Here is an 18,578-nt window from a genome sequence, read left to right on the forward strand (position 1 = left end):
CTGCTACTATAACTCTGCCACCCGAGCCGGTTTAACATCAATAGTTTCCCAAACACCTTGGGTGAAATAAGGTTCACCGGCTTTCCATGCATTTAACTCCTCTTCTGTATCAAACTGAAGAAACATTACTGAACCCACAGCATTTCCTTCTTCATTTAAAATAGCAGCTGCGCTTATAAGATTGCCTGCCGCCTTGGTGGCGCGGGCAAAATCAAGATGATGGGGGCGCACATTTAATCTGCGCTGTATTGCGCCGTCATCTGTAAAATCATATCCGGTTACTATGTATTGCATGTTATTTTTATTTAAACTGTTGTTATAAACAAAGCGAGTCGCGAAGGTGTTTTTATTAAAGTAACATTAAGGTTAATAGTGTAATAATTTCAATATTTGCCAACTCAAACAAAACACAGGTAATGAATAGTGATCTTTTTCAAAAATTTGTTCAAATCTACCAAAAGGAAGCCGTAAATGCTTTTTTTTGTCCAGGCAGGATAAACCTCATTGGTGAGCACATAGACTACAATGGGGGGCTTGTATTGCCGTGTGCAATTGAATTTGGCACAACGCTTTATGTTGCGCCGAATAATGATAATGTATTGCGTTTAAGAAGCCTCAATTTTGATGAATTTGCAGAAATACCTTTACAAGCAGGCTACACAAAGAGCGGTGATAACTGGTATAATTTTCCGCTTGGGGTTGCTGATTATTTTTTAAGGGACGGACACCAGATAAAAGGTCTGGACATGCTTTACTGGGGTAATGTCCCTATCGGGTCTGGGCTTTCATCATCAGCCTCTATCGAAGTAGTAACGGCTTATGCTTTTAACGAATTGTTTAATGCGGGCTATTCAAAACTTGATCTGGTTAAACTCTCAAAAGCGGTTGAGAATAATTTTATAGGTGTAAACAGCGGGATAATGGATCAGTTTGCTGTAACCTTCGGCGAAAAGGATAAAGCCATGGCCATAAGCTGCGACACTTTGGACTACGACCTGGTGACGGCCAATTTGGGCGATTACATTTTAGCGGTGATAAATACTAATAAACCCCGCAAACTTGTAGAATCAAAATATAATGAGCGGGTACAGGAATGTGAGGCGGCTTTAACTGCATTGCGGCAGCGGCTGGATATTGACGATCTTTGTGATATTGACGTGGCAACTTTTAAAGAAAACGAACACCTTATAGCAGATAAAACAGTATATAAGCGTGCCCAACATGTTATTGAAGAGAATGAACGGGTTAAGCTTGCTATAACTGCTTTATCAAAAAACAGCCTTGCAGAGTTTGGTCAACTGATGTATGCATCGCACAACTCGTTGCGCAATCTTTATGAAGTAAGCGGGATAGAACTGGATACGATTGTAGATTATGCGAAAACAAACGCCAATGTTGCCGGCGCACGTATGACCGGCGCGGGGTTTGGTGGCTGTGCCATTGCATTAGTAAAAAAAGATAGTTTTGAAGCCTTTAGTAATGAAGTGATAGCTTATTATAAGGATAAAATAGGTTATGCCCCCGCGGTTTACCAGCAATCTATAAGTAATGGTGTTGGTAGTATATCTATCAACCCGAAAGAAAACAGTAATACCTGATTTTTGAAATGCGTAAACTAAAGTTAGACGAACTAAACCGCGCGACGGTAGCTGAGTTTAAAACACAGCAAAAACTGCCGGTTGTGGTGGTTTTAGACAATGTGCGCAGCATGCACAATATAGGTTCTATATTCCGTACAAGCGATGGTTTTGCAGTGGAAAAAGTGATTTTATGCGGCATTACGGCCCAGCCCCCTCATCGCGAAATAGAAAAAACAGCTTTAGGGGCCACACAGTCTGTAGATTGGAGTTATTATACTGACGTTAAAGAAGCTATTCAACAGCTAAAAACCGACGGCTATCAGATTATAGCAATAGAGCAAGCCGAGGCCAGCACCATGTTGAATGAGTTTACCCCTGCCGAAAACGAGAATTATGCATTGGTGTTTGGCAATGAAGTAAATGGTGTAAGCGATGAAGTAATGGCTATTGCCGACGGATGCATTGAAATACCACAGTTTGGCACTAAGCATTCCTTTAATATCGTAGTATCAGCAGGTATAGTGCTGTGGGATTTTTTTGCTAAATTGAACTTGAAGGAGTAGTTTATAAGGTTTTATCTGTTAAAAAGTGATTCTATAGTTGGAGAAAAAAACCAATCCGAGAAGCCTGCCTGATATATAATACTGCTATTGCCGGGTTATTTTTTTAGGAATATATTTGCAGCCCGCCTTACGGTGATGAATTTGTACGTATGAAAAAGATCTTCCTTATATTGTTGGTTGCGTTAGCAGCATGTAATTCAAACAAACCAACAGAACCATACAGTATAACAAACGTAGCTAAAACTGCTGACGGCGCTAAAATGGACGTTCAGTTAAAAGGCCGCATCAGCAAACAGCAAATGCTGGATATAGCCGGTAACATTCGTAATGATAGTACACAGCACGCAGCGCTTGAGCTTAATTTCTTGTTGCCTGGCAATAGCTATAAAAATACAGGCGGCGTTATAGTTTACGCCATAGCCGGATACCCAAAACCCGGTGTAGTGACCGCCAAGGACACGATACGCGATTATGATAATAAGCCGATGAATTTTGAATTTATTGGTTTTACCCCCGAAGCTGCACAACACTTACTATCTATTAGCCCCGAAGAAATGGTTGGAAAATTGGTTGTAGGAAAATTTATTGATGATGCTGCCGGGACCGTAAGCATTATTTATGATGACAGAAAAGACGAACAATTTTACGTTATTGAAATGGACGGCGATGGTAAGGTGACTTCTAAAATACAACCAATGGCTATAACACATAACGGCGTAAAAAAACTGGTGGTTAGCCCGCGTGGAGATTACATGACCTTAAAAGATAGCATACTAACCATGTTCAGCATTGATGAGCCTGAAAAACCTTTCAGAAGTATTAAAGAAGGAATTTAGGCGTTAGCTGCCAAAAACTGTTTTCCTTAATTCAGCCGATATCTCCTCGGTCACTTTAACAATGTTTTGGGTGGTATTGGTATTGTTGATAATGATTTTGTGGCACTCGTCCTTATAAGGCAGCAAATACTCGTTATAAGCCGGCACAACATGGTGCACCCATTTATACATCACATCGTCGTTAGAGTAGCCACGTTCAAGCAGATCGCGTTTTAAACGGCGTTCTAAAGCGATAGCCCCATCTGCCTCAACAAATATCTTCATATCTATTAAATCGGCTATTCCTTTGAAGTGCATTATAAACAGGCCTTCTATAATTACTATCGGAGCTGGTTTTATCTCTAATGTTTTAGGCTTAGCATTAGGGTTATTAAAGGTATATTCTGTTTTAAGGATGGTTTTGCCTGCTATAAGATCCAGAACATCCGTTTCAAAATGTTCGGCATCAATAGTACGAGGCAGATCAAAGTTATAGAGTTTATTTTCTTCCGGCGTCATGTTATGAGCCACCGGAATATAATAATCATCCTGAGAGACCAGGCAAATCTCGTCTTTGGTAAAGTGATCTAAAAAACGGTTCAAAAAAAAAGTCTTTCCTGACCCGCTCCCTCCTGCTATTCCAATAATATACGGTTTATTCATTTGGGCTTCCGTAGCTGATGTTTACGTGAACTCGTTTATCCAACGCACCAATAGAATCAGCAACGTTTTTGGTAACTACTATAATGGCATCTTTTGTAGACTCGCTATCTGTAAAACGACCTACAACTTTAGCAAAAGTTGTTTTACCCGTCATCGGATTAGTTATTTTTATAACGGTACCTACAGGTGCGGTGCGGTGAAGTGCTAATTTTTTAGAAGGATCCAGCCCTTCCTCGGTAATGGAAACTGCTATGCCTTTTTCAGCTTTTTCATAGAGGCCAAACTTATTGGCGCCAAACTTTACAGCATTCATACTATCCTGAGGACTGCTATAACTGAAAGAATCTGTTTTAACAACTATTGGAGGCGCGACAGGAACCGGCACAGGAACGTTAGCTGAATTCATTTTAATTTTTAACGATTGTCCTGAGACGGCATTACTCGAAGTTAAATTATTCAGCTTAACAATATCTTCAACAGTTGTGTTAAAGCGCTTGGCAATGGAATACATTGTCTCTCCTGCGGATACTTTATATTGCATAAGATTTGCATCTGCAGTAACGGTTGGCGTCGTGGTCTGTGACACGACAGGTGCGTTTTGTGCTACTACAGAAGCATTTTGCGGCCCAACAGGTGTACTTTGCGATACAACCGGCTGCACAGTCGGCGCTAAAAATGGCTGCTCAGTAGGCACCTTAATGATACCACCAATTTTCAGCTCGGCATTATTATTAAATTGGATAATAATATTGGGCTTCACGTTATATCTGCGGCCCACCGAAAAATAATTATCTTTTGGGTCCAGCTTATGCAGCACCACTTTTTTACCGTTTAAGTTCTCAACACCAATAGAATCTACCGGTGCCGAAGCAAATAGCTCTACGGACAGCGATAGCAAAGGTGCAACTAACAACAAAACTTTTAATTTCATAATAAAATAGTATTCAGATATTTATAGGGAAATAACCTTTAACTGGGTCTTGTTTTTTATATAAATTATTCTGTTTTTATACAGGATAAACGCCTCGGGTTGCATTTTTTGTATGTTATCGTTCAATAAATCCTCGTAAACCAAATCTTTGTTCTGCCATATATATAAGCTTTGTATGAGTTGCCCTTCGGCAAGCGTGTGCAAAGATACAATTCTATAATTATTGTAACTAAGATAATCCACAACCCTGTTGTACGACTCTACAGGAAGGTCAAAGTTTAATTCACCGTCCGTAACATTGTGCGGAAATACTACGCTGTTTACGTACTCAGTGTCTACCACACTATCAAACTGTTTGATGTTAGCGCCTGTACGAATGTCTGTTAAAAAAAGTTTACGCGGCTGTATCTGAGCAGCATACATAATTGGGCCATTAACACTCAGGCGATCAAGCGCAATGCTATAATTGCTCCATATTGCGGAGCCATTTTCATCAAGAGCGGTTAACCCCCTGTGTACAGGTGCATTTTGGCCCAGGTATCCATGTACTAACAATACGTTGTTATAAGCTGCCTCAATGCCGGTTAACCATCGTTCAGGCAGAATAATATTTTCGAATTTTGTGTGGCCCGATATCAGATCAACAGCAGCAAAGGTTACAAGCTTATCTTCGGCCTTTCTTATTTCAAGATAAATAGTGTCGCTTATTTCGTCAATTTCCATACGCCAGATAATGCCCCGGAATTGCTTGCTGATGAATGGTGAGAATTGCGTCATAAGAGATGCAAATATGCCTTTATTAATAAAAAGAGTGGTATTTTTATTAAACAAAACAAGCATAAGCCTGTTCATTCACAATAATTAAAAATATCATGGACGCTAAAGAAATAAGCCTTACCGAAAAAGCAGTTAAACCGGTTGTTGATCATTTAAATGATCTGCTTGCCAATTACCACATTCATTACCAAAAACTAAGAGGAGCCCACTGGAACGTTAAGGGCAACAACTTCTTCACCCTTCACATTAAATTTGAAGAGTTGTATACACAGGCGCAGCTAACAATTGATGAAATTGCCGAACGAGTTTTAACGCTTGGGAAACCACCTGTAAGCACTTTTGCCGAGTACATTAACATTTCTGAGATAAAAGAGATAAATACTATAGGTGTTAAGGATACAGACCTGGTAAAGGCCGTTATTGATGATATGGCTAAACTAATTGAACTGGAGCGGGATTTAATGGAGATCAGCGAGGAGGCAGGCGACGACGGAACCAACGACATGGTCAACAAATTTATGCAGTATAAAGAGAAAAATACCTGGATGCTGCGCTCGTTTGTAAACGCGGACTAATGACTAAAATTTGTAGGATATAAGGATTGCAAAGTTCTTTTTAAACGACCAAAGCCACTTCTAAGGTGGCTTTGGTCGTTTAAAATGTCTCGAAATAATTTAAAACGGTGGCTCATCTTCCAGATCGTCCATGCGTGATGGACGGATGATGAAGTTGCTGGGCTTGTCAAAGTTTTGTGAAGGGTTAAGACCTGCAAACGGACTTGGCGCCTCAAAGCTGTCTCCCCCATCCAAATCGGTAAACTTAACATATTTGCCCACAAACTTCAACCTCACCCTGCCGGTCTCACCGTTACGGTGTTTGGCAATAATAACTTCTCCTACACCTTGCGTTGGGTTATTGTCTTCATCAACTTCTAATCCATAATACTCCGGACGGTAAAGGAATAAAACCATATCCGCATCCTGCTCAATAGAGCCCGACTCACGTAAATCTGATAGCATCGGCCTTTTAGAGCCCCCCGGGCGATTCTCAACCGCGCGACTTAATTGCGAAAGCGCTATAACCGGCACATTCAGTTCCTTAGCTACTGATTTCAAAGCGCGTGATATACTGCCTATCTCCTGCTCACGGTTACCACCGCCTTTTCCATCGGCTTTACCTTGCATCAGTTGCAGGTAGTCAATTATGATCAATTGAATATCATGCTGTGATTTAAGACGACGGCATTTAGCACGGAACTCAAAAATATTAAGTGCGGGTGTATCATCTATAATGAGAGGAGCCTGCTCCAATCTTCCTATTTTTGAGTGGATCTGTTGCCATTCCCACTCTTCCAGTGTTCCTTTTCTTATCTTTTCCTGTTCAATTTCAGTTTCTCCTGATACCAAACGATTAACCAATTGAATAGACGACATCTCTAACGAGAACACAACTACCGGCTTATCAAAATCAACCGCTGCGTTACGCGCGCAGCTTAAAACAAAGGCAGTTTTACCCATTGCAGGGCGGGCTGCGATAATTACAAGGTCGGATTTTTGCCAGCCCGAGGTCATTCTGTCCAGCTCAGTAAATCCTGAAGCTATACCGGTAAGGCCATCTTTTTTATCTTTGAGTAATTCTATTTCTTTCAGCGTTTCATGCAACAGGTCGTCCATTTTGCGCGAATCTCGACGAAGGTTATTTTGCGCTATCTCGAACAAGTTTTTCTCGGCCTTATCCAACAAATCAAGCACGTCGGTAGTGTCTTCATACGCGCTGTTTATTATGTCTGTGGAGATCCTGATGAGCTCCCGCTGAATAAATTTTTGAATAATAATGCGCGAGTGGTACTCAATATTAGCAGCGGATGCAACACGGTTGGTAAGTTCGGTAATATAGTATGCCCCTCCTATCATTTCCAGTTCGCCCTGCGTGCGCAATTGCGCAGTCACGGTAAGAATATCAACCGGCGATGTCTTTTCAAACAGCGTACGTATGGCTTGAAATATGCGTTGATGATTATCTCGATAAAAAACTTCGGGTTTTAAAATATCAATAACAGATGAAAGGGCGTCTTTCTCCAGCATTAATGCACCTAACACAGCCTCCTCAAGGTCAACAGCTTGCGGCGGTAATTTGCCCATTCCGCTGTAAGGTGTAGGGTTGGTAATCCGGCTTCGTTTTTCGTTAGTATTCGGCTTGTAATTGGAGTTTTCGTTCTCAAAAATCATGTATCAAAAATAGATAACTATCGTTAACATTCGGTTAACACGATAAAATTAAAACCGCATTTTTGATATCGTTTTAAATGATTTTAATTAACACCCAATGTTAATAACTTGTTGAATAGCAAAATTTCGTTCTGAATATCAGGGATTTAATACAATGTGGATAACGTTTTTAACATGTTAACCAAAGCTATAAATCAGCGCTTAAAACACTTCAATAAAGGCTTAATCAATTAATATCGCTACTTTTGTGTTTCAGATAGTTATAGTAAAAAATGATGTATAATAACCGGGAGAGCAGGGAACCGAGAGAAAGTAATCAAATGGTATTTGGTACCCGTGCGGTGATAGAAGCCATCCGTTCGGGTAAAGAAATTGAATCGCTTTATGTACAACGAGGTGTTGGCGGTGGTCTTATCTCTGAGCTTAAAGAACTCATGAACGAATATAATATTACCGCGCAGCAGGTACCTGTTGAAAAACTTAACCGCCTCACCATGAAAAACCATCAGGGTGTTGTGGCTTTTATCTCGCCTATTACCTATCAGCGCATTGAGGACATCATTCCACAGATATTTGAAAAAGGAGAAACCCCGCTTATTCTTATACTCGACTCCATAACTGATGTACGTAACATGGGTGCCATTGCCCGTACAGCTGAATGTAGTGGTGTACACGCAATAGTAGTGCCCGCAAAGGGTTCTGCGCAGATAAACCCTGATGCTATTAAAACATCAGCAGGCGCGCTATATAAAATTCCCGTTTGCCGGCATGACAATTTTATGCAGACGGTAAGATTTATACAGGAATCTGGCTTACAATTGGTTTGTTGTACCGAAAAAACCAAAGAATACATTTACCAACCCGATTACACCGCACCTACCGCAATTATAATGGGATCTGAAGAAGATGGTGTTCGTAATGAAATCATCCGCATTGCAGATCATCTGGCTAAAATACCGATGTATGGCGAAATAGAGTCGCTTAACGTATCTGTCGCGACCGGCGTTATTTTATATGAGGCGATCAGGCAACGGTTAAGCCCACTCGCGCCCTAAATGGGGAACAATTGTTAAATATGGTAAACGAGTTAGATAACTTTTACCTTACTCACCAAGAACCCGTTAAAAGCTGCTTGCTTGCTTTACGTACTATAATTTTAAATCAAGATAAAGACATAACCGCTGAGTGGAAATACCGCATGCCTATGTTTTGCTATAAAGGCAAAATGCTATGCTATTTATGGGCGCATAAAACCTTGCACCAGCCTTACCTGGGTATTGTGGATGGGAAATTGATTGATCATGCTGCGTTGATAACGGAGAAACGTGCACGGATGAAAATAATGCTCTTTGACGCCGACAAAGATCTGCCGACTGCCGACATTGAAGAGGTTTTGCGTAAAGCGCTGCAAATAGCTCAGTTAAAGCGTTAACTCCGCATTACTCCTACCTTATCACCCTTCCAATCCGGAAAAAGTACCCTGTCATTACTTAATTTTAAATGCCTGTCGGCAACTTCGCTAAATACACTTCTAAAATCAGTGGTTACTGCTAAGTCGCGGCCGTCTTCTAAATTTTCCATCGACAACGGCTTAACATTGCCATGAACCATGCCGCCTTTTACATCGTTACCCAAAATAAAATTGCATGATGCCCGACCATGGTCTGTACCGCCCGTCCCGTTTTGTTTTACAGTACGGCCAAACTCGGTCATGGTCATCACCGTAACATCATCCTGATAGGCGCCTATATCGTTCCAAAAAGCAGTTATACAACCACTTAAATCGGCTACGTTACGTGCAAATAACCCTTTGTCGGTCCCCTGGTTAAAGTGCGTATCCCAACCATTTGATTCGGTAAAAGCAATCTCTAAACCAACATCCATTTTTATCAATTGCGCTATTTGCTTAAGCGAATTGCCAAGAGGCGTATTGGGATAGAGAACATTGTTAGCTGGTTTATAATTTTTGATATCTGTTTTTTGCAGCATTTTAACTGCATCAAAACTTTCTTTGCCTGTCTGTTTAAGCAGCGATGATGAAGTCTGCTGATAAAGATCTTCAAAGCTTTTCGCAGCCATATTGGCACCGCCAGGGTTACCTCGCATTTGTATGGCAAAGTCCTGCAGACTGCTAACGGCCAGCGTTGGGTTATCGCCATAAAAAGAGCGCGGTAACGATGAGGTTAGACTTACGGCCTGAAAAGGCGTGGCATCGTGCCCAAGCAAACCAACAGCACGATTGAGCCAACCGCTTGTTGTGCCTTTGTTAAATGGTGTGCCAGATTCCATATAGTCCTGTGCGTCAAAATGCGAGCGTGTATTATTTGGCGAACCGATACCATGTACTATGGCCAATTGCTTTTGGTTATACAAATCTGCAAAGGGCGCCATAGCCGGGTGAAGACCAAAGTGCCCATCAAGATCTATTAAAGAGTTTACATTTTGGCTTTTAGCTGCCGACATAAAAAGCGTCGGCCTGGCCGCTTTTAGATAGTCATCGGTAAAAGGAGTAACAGCCATTAAGCCATCCATGGCACCGCGCTGAAATATGCACACCATTACCTTCTTTTTTGAATATAGCGTACGGTTTTTTTCACTAGCAACAGCCTCTGCTAAAAAAGCTGGTATGCCACCCATTAACCCTACTCCAAGTAAAGCTAACCCACCTGATTTTATAAATCCTCTTCTTGATACCATCTCAAATTTTTATTTATCTCCGTTGAAACTCTGGCGATCCTAAAATAATGCCTACCACCTGCGCCAGCATACTGTTATTTCCGTTTGCGATTGTCTGTAAATTACGAGCATTGTTATTCTTCTTTTTTCCGAAGACATCCATATCCATCATTATCTCACCACTCTTATTACCCTGCGGCGCCTTGGCGGCGGCATCTACTTTATTTGCGAGTTCTTTTTCGCTCAACATTGGCATAAGCTCTTTTATAGTTTGGCTCAAGTCGCGTTCCGGTAACAGTAATTTACCGTAGGTCAGTAATGCCGCTTCAGGGCTCTCAGGCTCATGATTATTATTAAGCGCAGCAAGATCAACCTTAACACCAGGAACACGCCCTGTAGCCATTGCAAGGCCAAAATTCATGCGGTTAAGCAAAGCCCCGCTATTGATCCAATACTGCGATCTATCTGGAAAACCGGTTGGTGCCTGGTAAGCGTAAACACGCTGGCCAATTCTGTTTGCCCAATTATATAATTGAATGGGCTGATCTATCCGCGCGTTTAATGCACGTGCTGAACTTATAACCAACTCAAACGGTGATTTAGTTTTTTCGCGAAGTGCTTTTGTATTCCAAAATTCACGCGAGGAAACCATAGTGATCAAAACCTGACGGATGTTACCATCAGTTTGTGTAAAGGTCTTCGCCATTTTATCTAATAAACTTTGCGGCGGTGCGTCATTAACAAAACGGACAGCTAGTTTTTTTGTGATGAACTTAGCAGTAGAAGGATGGTGCGCCAGCATTTCAAGCAGATCAACGCCTTCCATATAGCCGCCATCACCATCAAAGTATTTGCCTAACACTGTTTTTTCATCGTTATCATGCCTGTTTGGGGTATACAGAAAGTCTCCTTCGTGTACATACCCCTTTTGTATAAGCCCTTCTTCGCCCGTGTTATTAATCAGTTTTTGTAGGGCGTCGGCGTTGCCATACTCTCCCATAGGGAAGACCGTCCAACCCGTTAACACTTTTGCAGCCTGTGTCACATCCTGCTGCGTGTACCCTCCATCAACACCCAACGTATGCAGTTCCATTACTTCGCGGGCATAATTTTCATTTAATCCCTGGGCTTTTTTTACAGGCTGCATATTTGCGGCATTTCTCATCAATGCCCGGGGCTTTTGCGTATTAGTGCCCGTACTACTAAAGTTATCCAAAAAATAAAGCATAGCCGGCGACTTTGCCGTTGCTAACAGCAACGCATCAAAATTGCCGGTAACATTTGGGCGGATGGCATCGCGCTCATAACTGGGAATAAATTGCGCAGATTGATTTTTGGTTAACGAAACATTGAAATGGTTGAACCAAAAATCAGTTAAAACCTCGTGCAATTGGTTATTGCTATAAGTGGCTCGCAAAACTTTTTGCTCATAAAGCTGCCTTAACAATTCCTGCTCCGGTTTAAGGCTATGTTGCTGCATATAGCTGGCAAGCAAATCTTTATATTCTTTTCGGTCTACGTTAATTGAGTCTTTATTAATAACGCTGTCTCTAACCGCCAAACGTTTTACCACAGCATTTTTAGGAAATTGAGCAACAATTTCTTTATTGGATAGCTTAAGTGCATCATATTTGCTTAGTATCTGATTTAGGGAATCGTCGGGTAAATTGCCGTCCAACTGTTGCAGGAACCATTTTTCAAGGCCCATTTTTACAACTTCGTCTACTTCGCTTGGTGTGGCACCATAGGTAAACCTATTGAGTAAATGCGCTGCGGCTTGCCGGTTTGTTAACCCCGCTTTTTTATAGGGGAAGGAAATAGTTTGTTCGTTTTCATTGGGCCTAAAAATAAATGCCGATGCCAATATAACTACTACAGCAAGGAATAAATAAATGGGATATTTTACTGCTGCCTTCATATATACTATTGATAATAATATATTTATGACGTATGGAATTGCAATAAGTTTAATTTTAGATTATTTATTCCTGAAACTTAACTGCGGATATTACTTTTTTCAAGTCTGCTCCTTAATAACATTCACTTCGTCCTGCTTAAATGGCGTACCATTTTTTCTAAATACATCGCTTTTATGCTTCAATAGCCTGGCGTTGGTTTCTTCTTTTTCAGCAAAACAAAAAACATCAATTGCAATCCTATACAAACACCCGTTAATGCCCCGCGCAAAAAATCAGGTATATTTGATAAACGTTGCAGCACCACTATCGAGATAACTAATGGTAACATACAGATAAGCCATATGGTAACTTTTGTCTTTTTCATTGGAGTTGATCGTTTACTTTCTTTAATGATGTTAACATGTCGTTCAGTTTGGCAGACTGCTTTTTAAAATTACGTGGGCGTAAATAAAAGCACATAAATAAGGGCCACCCCACTGCTATTGTATAAAACGCTGCAGACAGAGCATTGCTTTTTTGTACAAACTCATAAAGAAATAAAAGCAAACCGATGCTACTAAACAGCAAACCGGCCACTTGTGTATACTTGTAATAATACAACTGGTTTCGGCGGGTTTGTTCTAAAAATCGGATAAATTCCTTGTTGCTGTAGTCTTTTAAATCAATAAAACGTTTTATCGACCTTGCATTCGTATATATCAATATAATGCAGGTAATCACGGTAAATATCATTCCTGCGATAGTTGTTGTTGCCAACTGTGGAGTGGTAACGAAGAAAGTAAGCATTAAAAAAATAGCCATCACTCCTACTACTATTGACAACACTTTGTTTCGTAGCTTCTGATAACGAAACTTTTTTGCCAGTGTAATCATTTCCGCTGTTGTGGGCAGTTCCTCGGTTTTTGCTGTTTGCCAAATGGCTTTAAGCTCATTCAAATTGTCCATGCTCTCTGAATTTAATAGCTAATTTTTCTTTAATGCGATGTATCCTTACACGTACTGTACCCGGGTTAAGCCCAACAATGTCAGCAATCTCGCCCTGTGGCAAATCTTCCAGCAACAGGGAAATGATGATACGTTCTGTTTCTTCCAACTCGGATATTGCCTGGTACAGAAATCGCAACTTTTCTTCAGGGCTTTCGTCAGGTAGATCAGGAAGGTGTAGAGGTAGTTCGGTTTTTATCATTCTCTTTCCTACCTCTATTGCACGCAAACAGTTGTTGGTAGCAATGCGATAGATCCAGGTACTTATCTTTGATTCATGACGGAACGAGTCAAGATTTTTCCAAACTGAAATAAAAGTCTCCTGAGTTAGATCCTTCGCCTGCTCAGCATCGTTCACATAGCCCATACATACCCTGAATATCTGGGGAGAGTATTGTGTATAGATGGTCTCAAAACCCTGCATAAGTTGTTAAATCTTCTTAATGCGGGTAAGATACAGCTTGTGTTAAAATGTTACGGCGTTATTTGTATGGTCAAAGACCGCAACGCTTTTACTGTTATTTCTTTTTCTGCAATACCAGCATTTTAGCTGCGTATCTTTTGCCCAGTTCATCAGCCGATGGGCTGTCAAAATGCAGGTTATCCCCTATAAACAGACAATGCCAAAACATTCGGACGACCCGATTGCCTTGGCATTATTAAAAAACAGGTTGGTTACAGTAGGCCTAATATTTTCAAATAGTAATCTACGTTTATACCGCTTACCCTGTAAGCATCCATTCCTTTTCTTATCGTGGCCAGCAATTGCTGGGTATTAACAGGCTTTCCTTTTTTTGGCTGGGTTATTGGTTTGGTAGGTTCCGAATCAATTATTTTAGTAGCTACCCATGATACATTTTCGTGCGGTATAGCTAATTGCAATATCATGCCAGGCAGACCGGTAAACAATTCGGGGCCACCACTAACTCGGATCTTATCAGAATAAAAAGCCACGACGTATATAGAATCAGATATTATACCATTGGCACGTATACAGTTATAACCCAATATATCGCGGGTTTCATCTGTTATTCTCCACTTTACTTTCCGTGTGCTGTCTGTTAGTAAAAACTGCTCGCCCATGGCATCTTTCTCCATCACAATTTTGCTTGCATTAAGATCTGTATAAATGGTATTAGATTCAGCTGTGATAGGATTCAACTGGAAACTTTGGTACGGCGCAATCGGCATTATAGGTGTAAGCAATGTTTTATTGCCGCTAAAAATTAAGGTACTGTTAAAAGTAGCAAATTGTGATTGTAATTTTTTGTACTGATCTACCGTCTGCTGCATTCTTGCTTTCAGGCTTGCATCGGCTGTAGGTGATACCACATTGCCCATTACCTGGAACGTGTTAACTCGTTTTTGATACTCGATAGTTCCGCTGGTTATAAAACGAACATTTTGCTGGGCAAATAAAATATTACCGCTAAATAATATAGTGATGAGGATTATAATCGTCTTTTTCATGATAATTAGTTTGTTGCTGCTGATGTACCAAATTTTGTAAAGTCCCAGCTTACGCCTAACATAAAGTAGCGCATTATGGTATTAAAGCTGCTCTGCGAGATTTGAGTAGCACCTATACTGCGGCTTAAAGTTGGGTTGGCATTTAAAAGGTTGATGCCAGATAAAGTTACTTTTAGCTTATCCTCTTTTAAGAAAGTTTTACTTAATGACGTATTTAGAATGGTCATGTTAATAGCATCTATGCGCTGTGTTTTTGCAGTATACCTGTAATTCACATCCGATGCCAGGATCAGTTTTCCAGGAAGGTATAACGTTCCGCGTGCGTTTACGTTCATACCGGCGGCGTTATTGTTGTTTTGAGGTATTAATGAGTTTTTATTAAAACTGTAGTTAGGAGATACATTAACCTGCAGCTCATATTTTTGAAACTTAACTGTTTGTAACCCAACTTGTAGCGTTAAGTTAGTTTGATCTACCCTATTTAAGCCATTATTGATAAAGCTAAAATTAGCGCTTCTGCCGCCATTAAGGCCTAAACGTACATCTATTTCTGTACCTGTTATCCGCTGGCTTCCTTGTATAGTCAGGTTTGCATTGTATTGACGTTCATTATTTAGGTTAACGTACTGCGTAACTGTCTTACCTGTCAGTGGGTCATTTGTAATTTTTGAAACGATCTGGTTATCAGTAATATTTATTGAACCTACCAAGGCAAGCGATTGCCTTGTAATAATTTTCTGTGATTGATAAATGGCCTGTAAACTATGACTGAACTGTGCTTTCAGGTCCGGATTACCAATAAGTGTATTTAAGGTATTGCTGTTATTAAGGATCGGTTGTAACTGATCAACACTTGGTTGTGACATGTTACCGGAATAATTCAGCAAAAATATCTTTTGCGCAGACATTTGATATTGATAAGTTGCCTGGGGCGACCAGTTAACAAAACTGCGTTTAAAGATCCGCCCGCTATATCGTTCGGTTTGTTCGTAATCAACAAGGGAAGCGCGGGTACCAAAATTTAGTATGGTTTTGTTCTTGCGATAGTTAAAAACACCGCCAAATCTATTGGTTAGTGTATTGATCTTAAAATCGTTGCTATATATGTTGTTGAAATTATCATACAGGCCAGATTGTGATTTATCAAACGTTGGTTTATCAGAATTTGTGTTGCTTATTCCCAGGCCATAATTAAGTTGTAAAGCCAGGTACTTTGTTAAAGGCTCGGTGTAATTCATGTTACTGCTAAACGACGTGTTTTTTGCCGTAATGGGTTTGTACTGATCGGTTAAACTATCTGTAGGTGTTTTATTTGCCCTGTACTGTAGCGAGTACAAATAATTTGTCGCAGTATTTTCAGCATAAGTTTCAGAAACGGCCCATGAAAAAGTGCGGGTTGGCTTTCTGAACTTGAAGGTATATAATGCATTCAAATTCAATCCCTTTTGGTGATTATCTGAACTGGTTATCCTTCTTTCTTTTGTCAATATATTACCTGTTTCGCCAACTATCGTTGTTAGTAGGTCGTTATCAACTTTTAAGTGCTTTGTAATTGCATCAACACCAATTTTCAGTGTTGATGAAGTATCAAGTTTTGTAAAATAAGTAAGGTCAGCCTTTTGTCTAAAGGTATTGTTATGCAGATCGCGGTAAGCGGTTTGATCCTGTTTACTACCCGGTATAGTTACCTGGATTGATGAGTTATATATTCCCTTTACATCAAGCGTACCTACTTTATAGTTAGCGTTTAAGGTAGCATCATTTTTTATTTTGGTATCATAATGCGCACCGCCTGCCTGTACTTCGGGTAAACCGTTGCCGTTATAATTACCGGAGCTCGCGTCCAGATCGTCATCGCCGCCGCCTTGTACAAATATCCCCCCATTATCGGCTATCTGCGCGTAATTGTTTGATGAGCCTATCCTACTGTTATCGGCTGCACCTAATCCCGTCTTGCCAGTGTTTGCAAACGTACCATAGGCTGCAAATTTGCTGCGGGCCGTAAACTTATTAAATAAGCCTTGTGTTTCGTAGTAGTCATCATTACCTACGCCGGCACTCACTTTACCAAAAATCCCTTTTTTCTTATCTTCTTTTAGTTTTACGTTGATGGTTTTTATTCGCTGTCCGTCGTCTATACCTGTAAAGGATGCCTGATCACTTCGTCTATCATAAATTTGTACAGACGATACCATATCACCGCGTAAATTCTGGGTAACAAGGGTTGGGTCATCGCCAAAAAACTCCTCACCGTCTACCAGTACCTTTGGTACAGCTTGTCCGTTCACGGTTATTTTCCCATTTTTATCAATCTGCACGCCCGGCATCTGCCTTAAAAGGTCTTCTACCTTTGAGTTGGGTTGTATAACATACGCCTTTGCATTGTACTCAAGGGTGTCGCCTTTTATTTTAATTTCCTGTGGCGTGCTTTTTACTGTTACTTCATTTAACGTTTTAACTACAGCACTCACGCCAACGTTTCCCAAGTCAGTAACTGCATTTGGCGGTCCCAAAGTAAACGGTCTCATTTTATTGTCGTAACCGGGGTAAGTGATAAACAGCAAGTATTTGCCCGCCTGCAGGCCGCTAACAGTAAATGCACCGTTATCATCGGCATAAGTAAACTTGCGCAAAACAGAGTCCTTGGCATTCAAAACACTTATACTGCCGTTTAATCTTGCTTTAGAAACAGAATCAACTGTAACACCTTTTACCGTGTGCTGGTTTTGCCCGTAAGATACTTGTGTGGATAGAAAAATGGCTAACAAAGCCAGAAATGTGATTTTCATTAATAATTGCGGTAAGGGTTTACAAGTAATAAAGATATAACTAATTATTTAGTATTTGGAAAATCAGTTAACTTTATAATAGGATGTATAAGAGAGTGATTTGTTACGACCAATAAATATTAAATATTGACTGAGCAACATTTTGTGAGGTGGCTTACTACAAAATTCATCCAATACTCTGTCAAAACCGGCTGTTGTCGTTCGGCTGCATAACCCCGTACGTTTTATTCAACACCGCATAGAAACACGTTCGCGCTTTTGCCCTGAGTAGTAAAAGATCAATTGATTAACTTTAAGCATGAAAAAGCTAATGCCATTTGATTTTCTGTTAGATTACCTACCCACTGCGGTCATGGTAAAACCGGCTATTGGCATGTTTTATATTTATTTTGATCAAAAGATAGTACTGATCTTCCGCAAAACCGCTAAAAATCCGCAGCATAACGGCATTTGGATTGCCACACAGCGGGAAAATCATGATAGCTTGAAAATAGAGATTCCCGCCGTTACTCAATTTCAACTTGATGACGGTATCGATACCGCCTGGTTACTCCTAAGCGATAATCATGACGATTTTGAGAGCGCCGCTATACAACTTTGCGAACTTGTATCACGCAAAGATAAACGGATTGGAAAAGTTACGTCGAATAGCAGGATGTTTTAAGCCAATATTAAGTTTTTGTTAGCATCGCTCGCTGTATTGATCCAGTGCCTATCTTGCCGACTTTAATAAACATACTATGGATTTTAATGTGGTGGCACTGGAGATATCAGATCTCATCGCCCATTTCGACTATTATGATCGATTGATCACCAATAAAAGTGTTGATGAAGAGCAAACCAGGCTCCGGAGTAAAAATCAGGAGCACCTGGCCAAATTCTTTGCGGATGTTGAGTTTTATAGCAACAGTAAACAACTACGCCCGCTTTATGAAACCAAGGACTCAATTATCTTTAAATTGAAAAGCATCAAGACCAATGAAGTGCATGACCTGGTTGAAAAACTGGAGAAAGATGCTAAAAAAATGAAGAAGCTTTATAAGTCACTAAACAAATAACGGTACATACACTACTAAGGGTTGTATATCCATTTACTGAACTATTGTTCCCCCTTTAGGGGTTTAGGGGGTAAACGGCGGCTTAACCACCTTTGCCTTAATTTTGTTATCTCTGATTTTGATGA

20 protein-coding genes are annotated in these 18,578 nt (G+C 40.4%); 8 read left to right on the forward strand and 12 right to left on the reverse strand.

Features of this window, described 5'->3' with window-relative positions:
* Positions 1–6 precede the first annotated feature (6 nt).
* Positions 7–294, reverse strand: a complete 288-nt coding sequence (locus ACVW2L_RS09170; RefSeq protein ID WP_457127665.1) for a YciI family protein — start codon at positions 292–294, stop codon at positions 7–9.
* 122 nt (positions 295–416) lie between these two features.
* Between ACVW2L_RS09170 and ACVW2L_RS09175 the strand changes: the two genes are divergently transcribed.
* The 3 genes from ACVW2L_RS09175 (at position 417) to ACVW2L_RS09185 (ending at position 2,979) form a co-directional block, all read left to right on the forward strand.
* On the forward strand, positions 417–1,598 hold the full coding sequence (locus tag ACVW2L_RS09175; protein WP_457127666.1) for a galactokinase: 1,182 nt from the start codon (positions 417–419) through the stop codon (positions 1,596–1,598).
* Positions 1,599–1,606: 8 nt separating this feature from the next.
* Positions 1,607–2,143, forward strand: coding sequence for an RNA methyltransferase (locus ACVW2L_RS09180; RefSeq protein ID WP_457127667.1), 537 nt, complete (start codon positions 1,607–1,609; stop codon positions 2,141–2,143).
* 149 nt (positions 2,144–2,292) lie between these two features.
* Positions 2,293–2,979, forward strand: a complete 687-nt coding sequence (locus ACVW2L_RS09185; protein WP_457127668.1) for a hypothetical protein — start codon at positions 2,293–2,295, stop codon at positions 2,977–2,979.
* Between the two features lie 3 nt (positions 2,980–2,982).
* On the opposite strand, the gene ACVW2L_RS09190 is transcribed toward ACVW2L_RS09185, so the two are convergent.
* The 3 genes from ACVW2L_RS09190 to ACVW2L_RS09200 are packed head-to-tail and all read right to left on the reverse strand — an operon-like array spanning position 2,983 to position 5,329.
* Positions 2,983–3,621 carry a uridine kinase family protein gene (locus ACVW2L_RS09190; RefSeq protein WP_457127669.1) on the reverse strand — a complete coding sequence of 213 codons (639 nt, stop codon included), beginning with the start codon at positions 3,619–3,621 and terminating at the stop codon, positions 2,983–2,985.
* Positions 3,614–4,552: a DPBB and LysM peptidoglycan-binding domain-containing protein gene (locus ACVW2L_RS09195; protein WP_457127670.1), complete on the reverse strand. Its 939-nt coding sequence runs from the start codon at positions 4,550–4,552 to the stop codon at positions 3,614–3,616. The genes ACVW2L_RS09190 and ACVW2L_RS09195 overlap by 8 nt, the downstream gene beginning before the upstream one ends.
* A gap of 21 nt (positions 4,553–4,573) precedes the next feature.
* Positions 4,574–5,329, reverse strand: coding sequence for a DUF4905 domain-containing protein (locus tag ACVW2L_RS09200; RefSeq protein WP_457127671.1), 756 nt, complete (start codon positions 5,327–5,329; stop codon positions 4,574–4,576).
* 95 nt (positions 5,330–5,424) lie between these two features.
* On the opposite strand from ACVW2L_RS09200, the gene ACVW2L_RS09205 reads away from it, so the two are divergent.
* A complete protein-coding gene (locus ACVW2L_RS09205; protein WP_457127672.1) occupies positions 5,425–5,904 on the forward strand; it encodes a Dps family protein in 480 nt (159 codons plus the stop codon).
* Positions 5,905–6,003: 99 nt separating this feature from the next.
* Here ACVW2L_RS09205 and dnaB read toward each other — a convergent pair whose 3' ends face one another.
* The gene (gene dnaB, locus ACVW2L_RS09210; RefSeq protein ID WP_457127673.1) at positions 6,004–7,557 is read right to left on the reverse strand and encodes a replicative DNA helicase; all 1,554 of its coding nucleotides are present in this window, start codon (positions 7,555–7,557) and stop codon (positions 6,004–6,006) included.
* 275 nt (positions 7,558–7,832) lie between these two features.
* Between dnaB and rlmB the strand changes: the two genes are divergently transcribed.
* Positions 7,833–8,612 carry a 23S rRNA (guanosine(2251)-2'-O)-methyltransferase RlmB gene (rlmB, locus tag ACVW2L_RS09215; protein ID WP_457130188.1) on the forward strand — a complete coding sequence of 260 codons (780 nt, stop codon included), beginning with the start codon at positions 7,833–7,835 and terminating at the stop codon, positions 8,610–8,612.
* Between the two features lie 20 nt (positions 8,613–8,632).
* Positions 8,633–8,989, forward strand: coding sequence for a DUF1801 domain-containing protein (locus tag ACVW2L_RS09220; RefSeq protein WP_457127674.1), 357 nt, complete (start codon positions 8,633–8,635; stop codon positions 8,987–8,989).
* Here the strand turns inward: ACVW2L_RS09220 and ACVW2L_RS09225 are convergent.
* The 7 genes from ACVW2L_RS09225 to ACVW2L_RS09255 all read right to left on the reverse strand — a co-directional run bounded on the left by ACVW2L_RS09225 (position 8,986) and on the right by ACVW2L_RS09255 (position 17,395).
* Positions 8,986–10,254 (reverse strand): DUF1501 domain-containing protein, encoded by a 1,269-nt coding sequence (locus ACVW2L_RS09225; protein WP_457127675.1) that lies wholly within the window; start codon positions 10,252–10,254, stop codon positions 8,986–8,988. The genes ACVW2L_RS09220 and ACVW2L_RS09225 overlap by 4 nt on opposite strands.
* A gap of 13 nt (positions 10,255–10,267) precedes the next feature.
* Positions 10,268–12,151 (reverse strand): DUF1800 domain-containing protein, encoded by a 1,884-nt coding sequence (locus tag ACVW2L_RS09230; RefSeq protein ID WP_457127676.1) that lies wholly within the window; start codon positions 12,149–12,151, stop codon positions 10,268–10,270.
* Between the two features lie 179 nt (positions 12,152–12,330).
* Positions 12,331–12,516 (reverse strand): hypothetical protein, encoded by a 186-nt coding sequence (locus ACVW2L_RS09235; protein ID WP_457127677.1) that lies wholly within the window; start codon positions 12,514–12,516, stop codon positions 12,331–12,333.
* Positions 12,513–13,097 (reverse strand): hypothetical protein, encoded by a 585-nt coding sequence (locus ACVW2L_RS09240; protein WP_457127678.1) that lies wholly within the window; start codon positions 13,095–13,097, stop codon positions 12,513–12,515. The genes ACVW2L_RS09235 and ACVW2L_RS09240 overlap by 4 nt, the downstream gene beginning before the upstream one ends.
* The gene (locus tag ACVW2L_RS09245; protein WP_457127679.1) at positions 13,081–13,560 is read right to left on the reverse strand and encodes an RNA polymerase sigma factor; all 480 of its coding nucleotides are present in this window, start codon (positions 13,558–13,560) and stop codon (positions 13,081–13,083) included. Before ACVW2L_RS09245 ends, ACVW2L_RS09240 begins: the two co-directional genes overlap by 17 nt.
* 251 nt (positions 13,561–13,811) lie before the next feature.
* On the reverse strand, positions 13,812–14,606 hold the full coding sequence (locus tag ACVW2L_RS09250; RefSeq protein ID WP_457127680.1) for a GLPGLI family protein: 795 nt from the start codon (positions 14,604–14,606) through the stop codon (positions 13,812–13,814).
* Positions 14,607–14,611: 5 nt separating this feature from the next.
* Entirely contained in the window at positions 14,612–17,395 is a 2,784-nt protein-coding gene (locus ACVW2L_RS09255; protein ID WP_457127681.1) for an outer membrane beta-barrel protein, read from the reverse strand.
* Between the two features lie 298 nt (positions 17,396–17,693).
* On the opposite strand from ACVW2L_RS09255, the gene ACVW2L_RS09260 reads away from it, so the two are divergent.
* A complete protein-coding gene (locus ACVW2L_RS09260) occupies positions 17,694–18,059 on the forward strand; it encodes a hypothetical protein (protein WP_457127682.1) in 366 nt (121 codons plus the stop codon).
* A gap of 76 nt (positions 18,060–18,135) precedes the next feature.
* Positions 18,136–18,453, forward strand: a complete 318-nt coding sequence (locus tag ACVW2L_RS09265; protein WP_457127683.1) for a hypothetical protein — start codon at positions 18,136–18,138, stop codon at positions 18,451–18,453.
* Positions 18,454–18,578: the final 125 nt, after the last annotated feature.

This window comes from Mucilaginibacter sp. HD30, from assembly GCF_054061755.1.